Raw genomic sequence first — 13,137 nt, 5'->3', positions numbered from 1 at the left:
TCGAGCGTAGTCCTCCGGCTGCCTAAGTGGAGGCCGGTCCGGGCAGCTGTTGCCGTGATGGGTGACAGTGGGTGCGGGCAGGCGACGCGAAGGGCCCGCCACCTGCCCCTGGAAAACTGACCGACAGTCAAAAACCGACGGCCGAACCGACATTCACTCGACATCCGGTCGATGTCCCCTCGATGTCCTGTCGGCCTTCGGACGACCAGCGAAGGCGCGGGGTTGACGTTGACCATCCACGAGCGAAGCACGGTCCGGTCCCGCAAGGCCCTGGTCGCGGGGTCGGTGGGCAACTTCATCGAGTGGTACGAGTTCGGTGTCTACGGCTACTTCGCGACGATCATCGCGGCGCGCTTCTTCACCCCGGAGGGCGGCGGCGAGGTCGAGGCGCTGGTGAAGACGTACGCCTCGTTCGCGCTGGCGTTCTTCTTCCGGCCGGTCGGGGCGGCCCTGTTCGGCCGGCTCGGCGACCGGATCGGCAGGCGGCCGGTGCTGATCCTGGTGATCACGCTGATGACGGTGGCGACGACGCTGATCGGCGCGCTGCCGACGTACGCCACGGTCGGCGCCCTCGCGCCGTGGCTGCTGACGTTCCTGCGGGTGCTGCAAGGGCTGTCGGCGGGCGGGGAGTTCGGGGGCGCGGTGGCGGTGATGACCGAGTTCGCGCCACCCGGGCGGCGCGGGCTGTACGGCTCGTGGCAGTCGTTCACGGTCGCGCTGGGGCTGCTGGGAGGTGCGGGGGTGGCGGCGCTGCTCGCCACTGTGCTGACCGAGGAGCAACTCGGCTCCTGGGGATGGCGGTTGCCGTTCCTGCTGACGTTGCCGCTGGGTCTTGGCGCGCTGTGGTTGCGGCTGCGGCTGGAGGAGACGCCGGCGTTCCGGGAGGAGCGGCAGGACGAGCGGCCGCCCGCGCGGGAGGTCGCGGGCGCGATCGCGCTGGGTGCCGGGCGGATCATGGGGTGGGCGGCGGCCGGATACACCTTCCTGGTCGTGCTGCCGTCGTATCTCCAGTCCACGCTGGACGCGACCTTCCAGCAGGCGCTGATCGCCACGGTGCTGGCCAACTTCGGGTTCGCGGTGACGATCGTGCCGGCGGGATGGCTGAGCGACCGGTTCGGGCGGCGGCCGGTGATGCTGACGGGTGCGGTGCTCGTGGTGGTGCTCGCGGTGCCGCTGCTCAACCTTCTTCAGGACCCGGGCGTTTCCCTCAGCGTGAAGGGTGCGGCAGTGTGGGGCGCGGGTGCCGTGGTGGGGCTGATGGCGGGACCGGGTCCGGCGATGCTGGCGGAGCTGTTCCCGACCCATGTGCGCTACACGGGGCTGGGACTCGCCTACGCGTTGTCCAATGCGCTGTTCTCGGGGTGCGCCGGGCTCATCATCACGGAGACGATCGAGCGGACGGGGAGCGTGGACATCCCCGCGTACTACGCGGCGGCGACATGCGCGGTGAGCGTCCTGGCGCTGGCCTGGAGGCCGCGGCGGAAGCAAGTGGGGGTCATGGAGGGTGAGTTGAGCTGATGCGGGTGATCGGCCTGATGTCGGGCACGTCCTACGACGCCATCGACGCCGGCGCCGTCGACCTGAGCCTCGACGGCGACAGCCTTGTCCTCGAGCCGCTGGGGCTGGTGAGCGAGGCGTACGACGAGGCACTGCGGGAGGCGCTCACGGCCGCGCTGCCGCCGGGGGCGACCTCGATGGCCGAGGTGTGCCGGCTCGACACGCGGATCGGGCAGGCCTTCGCGGCGGCGGCCGTGCGGGCGGTGCGTGAACTGTGCGACGGACGGGCGGAGTTGATCGCCTCGCACGGGCAGACCGTGTACCACTGGGCCGAGGACGGCCGGGTGTACGGCACGCTCCAGCTCGGGCAGCCCGGGTGGATCGCCGAGGCGACCGGGCTGCCTGTGGTCGCCGACTTCCGGTCGCGCGACATCGCCGCCGGTGGCCAGGGAGCGCCGCTGGTCAGCCTGGTCGACCTGCTGTGGCTGCGGGGCCGGCCGGGCACTCCCGTCGCCCTGAACCTCGGCGGCATCGCCAACCTCACCGCACCCGACGGCACGGCCTTCGACACCGGGCCGGGGTGCGCGCTGATCGACGCGGCGGCGCGGGGGTTCAGCGGCGGGCGGCTGTCGTACGACGTGGACGGGGCGCTGGCCGGTCGCGGCGGCGTCCATGAGCCGCTGCTGCGCAGGCTGCTGGAGGAGCCGTACTACGCGCTGCCCGCGCCGAAGACGACCGGCAAGGAGCTGTTCCACCTGGGCCATCTGCGGGACGCGCTGTCCGGTGTCGGCACCCTGCCCGCCGAGGACGTCGTCGCCACGCTGACCATGCTCACGGCACGGACGGTCGCCGACGCCGTGCGCACGCTGGGCGCCACCGAGGTCATCGCCTCGGGGGGCGGGACTCGTAACCCGACGCTGATGAGGATGCTCGGGCAGCGGCTGCCCGGGGTGGCGCTGCGCACCTCCGACGGGCTGGGTCTGCCGTCGGCGGCGAAGGAGGCGTACGCCTTCGCCGTCCTGGGGTTCCTGACCGCGCACGGGCTGCCCGGCACCGAGCCGTCGGCCACCGGCGCCCGGCAGGCGCGCGTACTCGGTTCGATCACACCGGGCCGGGAGGGGTTGCGGCTTCCGCCACCTGCCGGGGAGCGGCCGAGGCGGCTCGTCCTGGAGTGACCTTCCGGGGTGGCACGGCTGCGGGATGCGGGCGTGCCAGGGTCCCGAAGCCTGGGCCTCTCATCCCGCTTTCACCGACGCCTCATACGGTGGACCCATGACGCAGGCGACTCCTCCCGGCTGGTACCCCGATCCCGGCCGGCAAAGTGACGGTCCGCCCACCGAGCGCTGGTGGGACGGCAAGGCATGGACGGACCAGGTCCGGCCCGCGGGTGGGGCCGACGCGTGGAGTCCGCCGGAGCAGCAGCCGGCGGGCGGGGACGCCTCGGCCCACCCTGCATATCCCGGGTATCCGGTGCACCCGGGTTATCCCGGCCAGGTGCAGTCGGGCGGGCGGCGCGGTCTGCGCACCGGCATAGCCGTGGGAGTGGCGGTGGTCGTCCTGGCGAGCATCGGCGTGGGCGTGTACGCGCTGACCGCGAACGACAGCTCGGACGGCGGCGCCAACTCCCAGCAACAGGGACAGGGCGGCCCCGGCGGCGGTCAGGGCGGCCCCTTCGGGGACTCCGGCGGCGGGAACGGCGGATCCGGCGGGGGCGATGGCGGGTCCGGTGGGGGCAATGGCGGGTCCGGTGGGCAGTCGCCCTCCCCCGACGAGTCCGAGGCGCCGAAGGTGGACAGCGGTTCGGTGACCGACCCGGTGAGCGGCATCAGCATCCCCATCCCGGACGGCTGGTACGGCCAGCAGATCAACTGGGGCGCGCACGTGGCGTCGGACGAGACGTACAAGTGCCCCTCCGAGACCTCGCAGACCTGCCAGAAGGGCGGCGCCTACTCGGCTCCAGCGCTGGCGCTCGGCACCAAGGGCGACACGGCCGAGGCGGTCGCGAAGGCGGACATCGCGGCGAACGCCGAGGAGTCGTACGGCAAGGGGTACGGCGAGATCACCTCGCACGAGGTGCTGGCCTCGAAGGCGGTGACCGTGGCCGGGCAGAAGGGCTACCTGGTCCGCTGGAAGGCGGTCACGAGCAAGGGCGCCGACGGCTACGTCGAGTCGCTCGCCTTCCCCTCGCCGGTCAGTGCGCGGCAGATGGTGGTGGTCCGTACCGGTGTCGACGTCGAGGAGGGGCAGTCGGTCCTCGACGAGATCGCCAAGGGCATCAAGGCGTCCACCGGCGGCGGCAACGGCCAGGACGTCTGACCCGTCGCAGACACGAAAGCGGCCGGGCGGGGCTCCCCTCCGCTCAAGAGGAGCCCCACCCGGCCGGGGGGTGCGCGCCGCCCCCGTCCCCACGGGTCGGCGCGGAACAGGTCACCGTCCAGTCATCCCGTGGACGGCGGCCTGAGTCTCAGGTGAGGCCGAGCGTCGGCAGCACGGCGGCCTCCACGAACCGGACGATGTACTCCGGGTCGGCGTCCTCGCCCTCCAGCACGGGACGGGCGCGCAGCACGCCGAAGATCTGGGCGGGGATGTACTCAAGCGCCGGATGGTCGGCGGCCACCTCCCCCCGCTCGACACCGCGCCGCAGGATCTGCCGCAGCGCGTCGATCTCGGGGTCGATGAGCGCCTCGCGCAGCGCCTTCTTGAGTTCCGGGTCCTCCATGACGGCGTGGCCGAGGGCCTGCAACAGCCGGGTGTCCTTGGCCGACCATGCCCCCGCAGCCCGGGCGGCCTCTCTCAGGTCGTCCGCGAGCGTGCCGGTGTCGATGCCGTCGAAGCGGGTCTGCCGGCTGGCGCGCAGGGCGGCCGCCACGAACTGCGGCTTCGTCTTCCACTGCCGGTAGAGCGTGGCCTTGCTGCAGCGCGTGCTGGCGGCGACGCCCTCCATGGTGACGGAGTCGTAGCCACAGGCGCGGACCTGTTCGAGCACGGCGTCGAAGAACTCCTGCTCACGCTCGGGCGTGATCTTGGAGCGGCGCGAGGCGGCGACCGTCTCCGGTCCGTCCGCGGCCTGCGACGTCATGTGCTCGTCTCCTCGCTCGGGTGCCACGCCCCGCTGTCCGCGGAGGCTCGGTGTCCAGTGTGGCGCACGTCTATCGAAACGTCACTGTACCGGAACGCTGGCGTATCGGTACAGTGTCGTATCGGTACAGTGGCGTTTCGGTACGTCGCCGTATCGATGACTTTGCCGAGCCCGTGGAGTCAACAGCTCGACAAGCTCAGCCAGCACCACCCACGTGAACGAAAGGGCCGGGGGAATGAATGCCCGCACCGAGCCTGCAGAGGCGGAGACCGCGATAGCGCGGCCTCCGCTCGTCCGGGAGCTCCTGCTCGTCGCAGGGCTCTTCCTCGTCTACAAGTTCGGCCGGCAGCTGGCCACGGGCCACACCGGCGAGGCCTTCCGCAACGCGGACCGCGTGTGGGACCTGGAACGGGCGGTCCGTCTGCCCGGCGAGGGCTCGGTGCAAAGCCTGCTGATGCACGGCGACACACTCATACACACCGCGAACACCTACTACGCGACCGTCCACTTCCCGGCCACCGCGGCCTTCCTGGTCTGGCTGTATCTGCGGCGCCCCACGCACTACGTATGGGCCCGCCGCGTCCTCGCCGCCGTCACCGCCGGCGCCCTGGTGGTGCATCTGACGTTCCCGCTCGCCCCGCCGCGGATGCTGGCCGCGACCGGGCTGGTCGACACCGCGCAGGTGTACGGCCCCTCCGTGTACGGCTCGCCCCAGACGGACCATCTGTCGAACCAGTTCGCGGCGATGCCGTCCCTGCACTTCGGCTGGGCCCTGATGGTCGCGATCGGCCTGATCGTGGCGACCCGGTCGCGTTGGCGCTGGCTGTGGCTGCTGCACCCGCTGCTGACCCTGGTCGTCATCGTGGGCACGGCCAACCACTACTGGCTCGACGCGATCGTGGCGACGGCCATGCTCGGCATCGCGCTCGCGTCGATGCGCCTGCAGCAGCGCACGGCGACGACGGCCGGTCGCGGCGCCGGGAAGCTCGTACCCGAGGCCCGGAGCCCGGAAGCCGTCCAAGAGGACGCCGTACTCGTGGGAGCGGGCCGATGAACGCCACCGTCGTCGCCGTCGTCCTGTCGCTGTTCTCCGCCGTCGCCTATGCCGCCGCGGCCGTCGCCCAGGAGCGGCTGGCCTCCCGCGCCTCGGGCTCGGGCCTGCTGCGGCTGCTGGGCTCCGGCGCCTGGTGGGGGTCGGTCCTGCTCAACGGCTCGGGTGCGCTGCTGCACGTCGTGGCCCTGAAGTACGGTCCGCTGACCGTGGTGCAGCCGCTCGGCGCGCTCACCCTCGTGGCCGCGGTGCCGCTGGGCGCGCGGCTCGCGGGGCGGCGGGTCAGCGGGGTCGAGTGGCGCGGTACGGCGCTGACCCTGGCCGGACTGGGCGCGATCCTCGTGACGGCGTCCGGGCCGGCGCCCGACGACGTGCTGAGCACGTCCGAGGCGGTGGCGGTCGCGGCGGTGACGGTGGCCCTGATCGGCATGCTGTCGCGGCCGGGTGCCCGGCCGGGGCTGCGGCACGCGACCGCGTCCGGCTTCGCCTCCGGGGTGGCCTCGGCGCTCACGCAGACGGTGACGGTGGCCGCGACGGACCACTCGGCGCCGCTGCTCAGCCTTCAGGTGATCGGGGTGGCCTTGCTGGTCGCGGCCCTCGCGGCGAGCGGCCTGCTGCTGTCGCAGACCGCCTACCGTGGCGGCCTCGGCGCCCCGCTCGCGATGGTGACGCTGGCGAACCCGATGGCGGCCGCGGTGATCGGGCTCGTCCTGCTCGGCGAGCGCCTCCAGGGCGGCGCGGCGGGCATCCTCCTCGCGCTGGCCGGAGCGGGCCTGGCCTCCTGGGGTGTGGTGCTGCTGAGCCGGGCCACGCCGAAGCCCGCCCCCGAGGCGGAGCACGCCGTTGCGGCACCGGCCGACGAGCACCCCGTGGCCGCCGTACTGGCCCTGGAGCCCGAGTCGGCGGCGCCGGAACCCGCGTTGGTGCCCCGGCAGCCGGAGCCGGGGCACCTCACAGCACTCTGAGCGTTACTCGGAGCAGCGCTCGGAGCGTTCCGATCCGCACTACTCCATGACGATCGCCGGGTCGCTCACGCCCGGCCGCCCGTTCTCGACGTGCCCGGCGAAGCGCCGCAGGAACGCCGAGTCGGCGTCGGAGGTGACCGTCAGGTCGTACCAGCGACGGCTCGCCGCGAGGTCGACGCAGTGCCGCACGGTGGCGCCGGGCCGTACCGTCACTGTCGCGGGGCGGCCGCCGTACCCGTTGGCGATCTTCAGGCGGGCGCTCGCCGTTCCCTTGTTGGTGAAGGTCAGCTCGATGTCGTCGCCCTTGTGGCGGGCGGTGACCTCGGGGCCGGCCGTCTTGTTCGAGCCCTTGAAGTAGCGCACGAAACCGGCCGGGCCGTGCACGGTCAGGTCGTACGAGCCGCCCGAGTACGCCGAGTTCCAGGTGTCCGCGATGCCCTTGCCGGCCTCGGTGGTGTACATCCACGGGCCGTCCGTGCGGTTGCCGGACGTGATGTGGAAGGCGGCACCGGCCTTGGCGCCGGAGGCGAAGGACAGCGTGAACTTGCCGGCCACCGCGTCCACCGAACCGTCCACGTGCGGGGCGTACTTCAGCGGGCGGGCGGGACGCAGACCGCGCTCCTGCTTCGGCATGGCGACATCGGCCGGCGGCGTCGGCTTGTAGTCGGGGTGACGCTCGCGGTCCTGCGGCTCGTACTCGTCAGTCTCCGGCAGGTCAGCCGGACGGCTGACCTTGCGGGAGAAGTCGAACGCCGAGGTCAGGTCGCCACAGATGGCTCGGCGCCAGGGGGAGATGTTCGTCTCCTTGACGCCGAAGCGGCGCTCCATGAACTGCAGGATCGAGGTGTGGTCGAGCGTCTCGGAGCAGACGTAGCCGCCCGTGCTCCACGGCGAGACGACCAGCATCGGCACCCGCGGGCCGAGGCCGTAGGAGCCGGCCGGGCGCTTGCTGTCGCCCTTGTAGAGGTCGAGCGAGACGTCGACGGTGGACTTGCCCTGGGAGGCGTCCTTCGGCGGCAGCGGCGGCACGACGTGGTCGAAGAAGCCGTCGTTCTCGTCGAAGGTGATGAACAGGGCCGTCTTGGACCAGACCTCCGGGTTGGAGGTGAGGGCGTCCAGGACCTGGGCGATGTACCAGGCGCCGTAGTTCGAGGGCCAGTTGGAGTGCTCGGAGAAGGCCTCGGGGGCGGCTATCCAGGAGATCTGGGGCAGCTTGCCGGCCTTGACGTCGGCCTTCAGCCGGTCGAAGTAGCCGTCGCCGTTCTTGACGTCGGTGCCGGTGCGGGCCTTGTCGAACCAGGGGTCGCCGGGCTTGGCCTCGCGGTACTTGTTGAAGTACAGCAGCGAGTTGTCGCCGTAGTTGCCCCGGTAGGCGTCGTCGATCCAGCCCCAGGAACCGGCCGCGTCCAGGCCGTCGCCGATGTCCTGGTAGATCTTCCAGGAGATACCGGCCTGCTCCAGGCGCTCGGGGTAGGTCGTCCAGCCGTAGCCGAGCTCGTCGTTGCCGAGGACCGGGCCGCCGCCCTGGCCGTCGTTGCCCGTGTAACCCGTCCACATGTAGTAGCGGTTCGGGTCGGTGGAGCCGATGAACGAGCAGTGGTAGGCGTCGCAAATGGTGAAGGCGTCGGCGAGCGCGTAGTGGAAGGGGATGTCCTCGCGGTTCAGGTACGCCATCGTCGTGGTGCCCTTGGCGGGGATCCACTTGTCGTACTTGCCACGGTTGTAGGCCTGCTGGCCGTCGGTCCAGCCGTGCGGGAGGCCCTCCAGGAACTGCATGCCCAGGTCGTCGGCGTCCGGGTGGAACGGCAGGATGTCCTTGGTGCCGTTCGACTGGTGCCAGATCGACTTGCCGTTGTCGTGCGCCACCGGGCGCGGGTCGCCGAAGCCGCGGACGCCGCGCAGCTTGCCGAAGTAGTGGTCGAAAGAACGGTTCTCCTGCATCAGGACGACGATGTGCTCGACGTCCTCGATCGACCCGGTGCGGTAGTTCGCCGGGATGGCGGCGGCCCGCTGGATGCTGCTCGACAGAGCAGTGAACGCCGTGGTCGCGCCCGCGACTTGGAGGAACCTGCGGCGATTGACTTCGGGCATGAGTGAGGGACCTCTTCCCATTAGGGGTGATTTGACCGAACGGCATGTGACGGAATGCGCGCGGAAGGAGTGTTCCAGGAGCACCAAACGTCAGGGAAGGGTCCGGTGGCGCTCGTGTGAAAGTCGTGGGTACGTGAGGTGTGCCGGGGCCGGGGCGGGGGCGGTCGCGATCACGACAGAGACGACGCGCACGGATTCCCCGCCGAGTTCACGGCCCGTACGCCGGCTCGTCGCCGCGCGCCGCCACTGACATCAGCTGACCTGCAGCCGGGAACATCCGCGCGACTACGCCTGGCCTCCCGGGCCGAGACGCGGGCAGCAGCAGAGCAGGCGAGTTCGGCCACGCAAGCCGGGAAGGCCCTCCGGGCAGCAGCAGCCCGTGGGGGATCCCACACACGGACCACCCCGCTGGCGCGTGGACGCCGAGGGGGTTATGGTCGATAGGTAGAATGACCGGTAACCCTACCTCGTAGGGGCGTCTCGGCCTTCCCGGCGGGACTGCCAACCAGGCAAGCAACTGCCAGTGGGTCCCGGTGCACGTCGAACAGAGATGACAAGCTTCATGAAGCCAATCCGCGCCCCGGCATGCCGGGGGTTCAACAGAGTGCCGGTGCTTCGCGCGGCCTCGGTGAGGTCAGCCTCCCGACCGGATCAGCCGGACCGCGTCCAGCAGGGTCTTGTGGGCGGCCGTCGAGTCGTCCAGGTAGCCGGCTGCCATCGCACCGTCGTACAGCATCAGCAGTGCACCGGCGGCCGACTCCGGTTCGGTGTGGCCGAGCCGGGTGAGCAGGTCCTGGAAGAGGGTGCGGATCCAGTCCCGGTGGGACGTCACCAGGCCGCGGACCGGATGGTCGGCGTCCGGGTACTCGGCGGCCGCGTTCAGGAACGGCGATCCGCGAAAGCCACGCTCGCGGGCGTGCTCGGCGATCGCCTCGAAGATCAGGTCGATCGCCTCCGCCGGCGGGTGCCCGGCGGCCAGCGGTTCGGCCACCTCCTTGTAGTAGGCGTCCTTGGTCAGCAGATAGGCCACGACCAGGTCGTCCTTGGAGGCGAAGTGCCGGTAGAAGGTCACCTTCGTCACCCCGGCCTCGGAGATCAGCCGCTCCACTCCGACCGCGCGTACGCCCTCGTAATAGAACAGCCGCGACGCGGCCTGCACCAGGCGTTCGCGAGGCGGGAGGTCTGCCACGGTCTTGGTCCCCTGATGTCCGGCGTCGGCGGTCTTCTTCCCAGTGATGCTCACTTCCCCATTGTGCCCTCGGCCCGGCCTTGAGCGGCCTGCACCCCCGTACGGCCCCACCGGCAGGGCCGCATCCCCCTTATCCCGCACGGCTCGCAGCAAGGTGGCCGTGCCGCGTATCGAAAGGCTTGAACGATGACTCGTCGTCTTGAAGGAACCGTCGCCCTGGTCACCGGAGCATCCAGCGGCATCGGCCACGCCACCGCCCTGGAGCTTGCCCGCGAGGGTGCCTCCGTGGCCTTGGTCGGCCGACGTGAGGACCGGCTCACCGACCTCGCCGCGGAGATCTCCAACTCCGGCGGCAAGGCCCTGGTCGTGCCCGCCGACATCACCACCGCCGAGGCCGCCGCGGAAGCGGTCGAGCGGACTGTCAACGGCCTCGGCCGCCTGGACACGCTGGTCAACAACGCCGGCCTCATGCTGCTCGGGCCCGCCCCCGGTGCGGACCTGAACGACTGGCGGCGCATGATCGACATCAACCTCATGGCCCTGATGTACACGGCCCACGCGGCCGTCCCCCACCTGGTCAAGGCCGCCGCCGAGGAGCCGCGTCGGGTCGCCGACATCGTCAACGTCGGCTCGCTCGCCGGCCGCAACGCCTACGCCATGTCCGCCGTGTACAGCGCCACCAAGTTCGGCGTCGGTGCCTTCAGCGAGGCGCTGCGCCAGGAACTGTCACGCCAGCACGTCCGTGTGTCGGTCATCGAGCCGGGCAGCGTCGACACCGAACTGCGCACGCACAACCCCGACGTCATCCAGCAGCACATCGTCGCCGCCCTCGGCGACATCGAGCGGCTGCAGAGCCAGGACATCGCCGACACCGTCGGCTACATCGTCACCCGCCCGCGGCACGTGGCCGTCGCCGAACTGCTCGTACGCCCCACCGAGCAGGCCTGAACACCAGGTCCGGGCCAACTCCGAGACGAGCAAGGAGCGTTGATGGCGGCCGGCACCCCTGTGACAGCAGCCAACACCATCGTCCGTGTCAGCCTGCTGCTGGCCGCCGCCATCGCGCTCGGAGACGGCCTGCAGCAACTGGCGCAGGGAGGCCCGGCGGGCACAGCGGACGCGGACAACGCGCACGGCTTCCTGGCGGGTGTGTACGTAGGCTGGGCTCCCCTGTTCGCCTGGGCGGCGGCAACGATCCGATGGCAGGGAGTACTCGTCTACTTCCTGGCCGTCCCGATCTTCCTCGGTGGCGTCGGGCGGCTGGTCTCCTTCGCCCGGGACGGCATGCCCAGCCCGGCGGGAGTCTTCCTCGCCTCCGCCCTCCTGGAGTTCATCCTCCCGGTCGTCATCGTCTGGGCACACTCCACCGCACTCAGGTCCAGACGAGTGCCGGCCGCCGCCTGAGGCAGCGATCCCGGGCGGCAGACCGGCAGGCAGGCGGCACGCTGCGTCGAGTTGAACCCGGCGTTGCTAGGTCGGCTCCCAGATTCTCGCCGCGGCCAGAAGGTGCTCCCGGACGAGTGTCACGTGCGGGTTGGTGGAGCTGCCCGGGCGTTGCACCAAGTAGGCGGTGTTGATCGGCGGGTCCTCCGGCTGGTGCAGCAACCGGAGGGCGCCGGAGGTGAGTTCGCTCAGGCACAGATAGCTGGGCAGGACGCTCCAGCCGGCGCCGGCGGTGACGGCGGTGAGGACGCTGCGCAGGTCGGGGACGGTGATGGCGGCCTGGGCGTGCAGGCGGCGGTCGAATACATGGCGCCAGTAGCGGCGGGCGATGGGCAGGTCCTCGGCATAGGTGATCAGGGGGAGGCTCTCCAGCGCGGTGGGCAGCCCCTGCCCCTTGAGCCGTTCGGCCCATGCGGGAGCGGCGACCAGGACGAATTCCTCGTCGGCGAGGAGTTCGAAGTGCAGCGAACGGCCGCGGGGCCGCCGGGTGGCGACGACGAGGTCGTGGCGTCCGGCCCGCAGTTCTTCGAGCAGCGGTTCGGCCAGACCGATGGCCACCCGCAGCCGAACGCCTTGCGCGATCAGCGGGGCCAGCACCTTCAGGCCTGCCACGCTCATGAACTCCGCGGGTCCCGCCAGATGCACCGGTGCCACGGCACTGCTCGGCTCCTCGCCGGTGATGACGGCCAACTGATCGAGGGGGGCCGACAGCCGGGTGGCGAGTTCGTCCGCGTGGGGCAGCGGGGTGACCCCTTGCGCCCGGCGCTCGAACAGCTCGCGGCCCAGGCGGTTCTCCAGTGCCCGGATCTGCGTGGTGACGGTGGACTGCGACAGGCCCAGCCGGCGTGCAGCGGCGGTGAAGGAGCCCAGGCGGTGCACCGCGAGGAAGGTTCGCAGCAGGTTCAGGTCCAGCGCGCCGGACCCACGAGTGTCGTGATCGCTCACGGCCCCGAGCCTACGAGATACGTGTGACAGCCACATGCCACCCGTCCACGGGGACGGGTCATCGGGTCACCGATACCAGGCATCGGTCTCTTCATTGGCGCGGATACTTCAGCAGCTTTAGTTTTGAAACCTCAGAGCACTGGGTTCTATAGGAGACGTGTGAAAAGTGAGACAGAAAAAGATTTTGGCGGTCGTGACCAATCAGGCCACCTATGGGGCGAGCGAGCATCGCACCGGCCTATGGCTGGGTGAACTCGTCCATTTCTACGACAAGGCCGTCAGGGACGGCCACACTGTGGATGTGGTCAGCCCGGCGGGCGGCGAGGTGCCCCTCGACCCCCGAAGCCTCGGCCGGTTGTTCGCCGACCAGACGGTTCGCAATTATCGAGCCGACCCGGACTTCATGGCCTCCCTGAAGTCCACCGCTTCCATTGCCGACGCAGATCCGGACGACTACTCCACGATCTTCTTCACGGGTGGGCACGGCACCATGTGGGACTTTCCCGACAGTGCCGACCTGCGGGAAACAGCCGAGGCCATCTACGCCGGGGGCGGCATCGTCTCCTCGGTCTGCCACGGCGCCTGCGCCCTCATCAACCTCCATGACACCGACGGGAGTCCGCTCGTACAGAACCGCACTGTCACAGGCTTCGCGACGGTCGAGGAAAGACTGGCGGGCGTGAAGGGCAGGGTGCCGTTCCTCCTGGAGGACGAACTGCGCGCGAAGGGAGCCAAGTATGTGCGCTCCACTGTCCCGATGACGCCGCATGCCGTGCGTGACGGCCGCCTGATCACGGGCCAGAACCCGGTGTCCACCAAAGCCGTCAGCGACTTGATTCTCGCTGCCTTGGCCGAGACCGAATAACCGGTACAGAAA

Annotated in this window: 12 protein-coding genes; 8 read left to right on the top strand and 4 right to left on the bottom strand. The window is 70.6% G+C overall.

Annotated features, from left to right (window positions below; genetic code table 11):
* Positions 1 to 222 precede the first annotated feature (222 nt).
* The 3 genes from OG254_RS42185 (at position 223) to OG254_RS42175 (ending at position 3,813) form a co-directional block, all read left to right on the top strand.
* The gene (locus OG254_RS42185) at positions 223 to 1,518 is read left to right on the top strand and encodes an MFS transporter (RefSeq protein WP_405592861.1); all 1,296 of its coding nucleotides are present in this window, start codon (positions 223 to 225) and stop codon (positions 1,516 to 1,518) included.
* Complete coding sequence (locus OG254_RS42180; RefSeq protein ID WP_405592859.1) at positions 1,518 to 2,672, top strand: anhydro-N-acetylmuramic acid kinase; 1,155 nt, start codon at positions 1,518 to 1,520, stop codon at positions 2,670 to 2,672. Before OG254_RS42185 ends, OG254_RS42180 begins: the two co-directional genes overlap by 1 nt.
* A 97-nt stretch (positions 2,673 to 2,769) precedes the next feature.
* A complete protein-coding gene (locus OG254_RS42175) occupies positions 2,770 to 3,813 on the top strand; it encodes a DUF2510 domain-containing protein (protein ID WP_405592857.1) in 1,044 nt (347 codons plus the stop codon).
* Positions 3,814 to 3,961: 148 nt separating this feature from the next.
* Here OG254_RS42175 and OG254_RS42170 read toward each other — a convergent pair whose 3' ends face one another.
* Positions 3,962 to 4,576 carry a TetR/AcrR family transcriptional regulator C-terminal ligand-binding domain-containing protein gene (locus tag OG254_RS42170; RefSeq protein ID WP_351192286.1) on the bottom strand — a complete coding sequence of 205 codons (615 nt, stop codon included), beginning with the start codon at positions 4,574 to 4,576 and terminating at the stop codon, positions 3,962 to 3,964.
* Positions 4,577 to 4,811: 235 nt separating this feature from the next.
* On the opposite strand from OG254_RS42170, the gene OG254_RS42165 reads away from it, so the two are divergent.
* The gene (locus tag OG254_RS42165) at positions 4,812 to 5,630 is read left to right on the top strand and encodes a phosphatase PAP2 family protein (protein ID WP_405592855.1); all 819 of its coding nucleotides are present in this window, start codon (positions 4,812 to 4,814) and stop codon (positions 5,628 to 5,630) included.
* A complete protein-coding gene (locus OG254_RS42160; protein WP_405592853.1) occupies positions 5,627 to 6,592 on the top strand; it encodes a DMT family transporter in 966 nt (321 codons plus the stop codon). The genes OG254_RS42165 and OG254_RS42160 overlap by 4 nt, the downstream gene beginning before the upstream one ends.
* Before the next feature lie 39 nt (positions 6,593 to 6,631).
* On the opposite strand, the gene OG254_RS42155 is transcribed toward OG254_RS42160, so the two are convergent.
* Together OG254_RS42155 and OG254_RS42150 are read right to left on the bottom strand one after the other, a co-directional pair.
* Positions 6,632 to 8,683 (bottom strand): phosphocholine-specific phospholipase C, encoded by a 2,052-nt coding sequence (locus OG254_RS42155; RefSeq protein ID WP_405592851.1) that lies wholly within the window; start codon positions 8,681 to 8,683, stop codon positions 6,632 to 6,634.
* A gap of 634 nt (positions 8,684 to 9,317) precedes the next feature.
* On the bottom strand, positions 9,318 to 9,926 hold the full coding sequence (locus OG254_RS42150) for a TetR/AcrR family transcriptional regulator (protein ID WP_405592849.1): 609 nt from the start codon (positions 9,924 to 9,926) through the stop codon (positions 9,318 to 9,320).
* A 132-nt stretch (positions 9,927 to 10,058) separates the two neighbouring features.
* Between OG254_RS42150 and OG254_RS42145 the strand changes: the two genes are divergently transcribed.
* The gene (locus OG254_RS42145) at positions 10,059 to 10,820 is read left to right on the top strand and encodes an SDR family NAD(P)-dependent oxidoreductase (RefSeq protein ID WP_405592847.1); all 762 of its coding nucleotides are present in this window, start codon (positions 10,059 to 10,061) and stop codon (positions 10,818 to 10,820) included.
* A 42-nt stretch (positions 10,821 to 10,862) separates the two neighbouring features.
* Positions 10,863 to 11,276 (top strand): DUF4345 domain-containing protein, encoded by a 414-nt coding sequence (locus OG254_RS42140; protein WP_405592845.1) that lies wholly within the window; start codon positions 10,863 to 10,865, stop codon positions 11,274 to 11,276.
* 66 nt (positions 11,277 to 11,342) lie between these two features.
* Here the strand turns inward: OG254_RS42140 and OG254_RS42135 are convergent, their stop codons facing one another.
* Entirely contained in the window at positions 11,343 to 12,260 is a 918-nt protein-coding gene (locus tag OG254_RS42135) for a LysR family transcriptional regulator (RefSeq protein ID WP_405592843.1), read from the bottom strand.
* A gap of 166 nt (positions 12,261 to 12,426) precedes the next feature.
* On the opposite strand from OG254_RS42135, the gene OG254_RS42130 reads away from it, so the two are divergent.
* Positions 12,427 to 13,125 (top strand): type 1 glutamine amidotransferase domain-containing protein, encoded by a 699-nt coding sequence (locus OG254_RS42130; RefSeq protein WP_405592841.1) that lies wholly within the window; start codon positions 12,427 to 12,429, stop codon positions 13,123 to 13,125.
* Positions 13,126 to 13,137 lie beyond the last annotated feature (12 nt).

The organism is Streptomyces sp. NBC_01092 (assembly GCF_045039535.1).
GTDB lineage: Bacteria > Actinomycetota > Actinomycetes > Streptomycetales > Streptomycetaceae > Streptomyces.
This window is presented reverse-complemented; position numbering and strand designations above follow the sequence as displayed.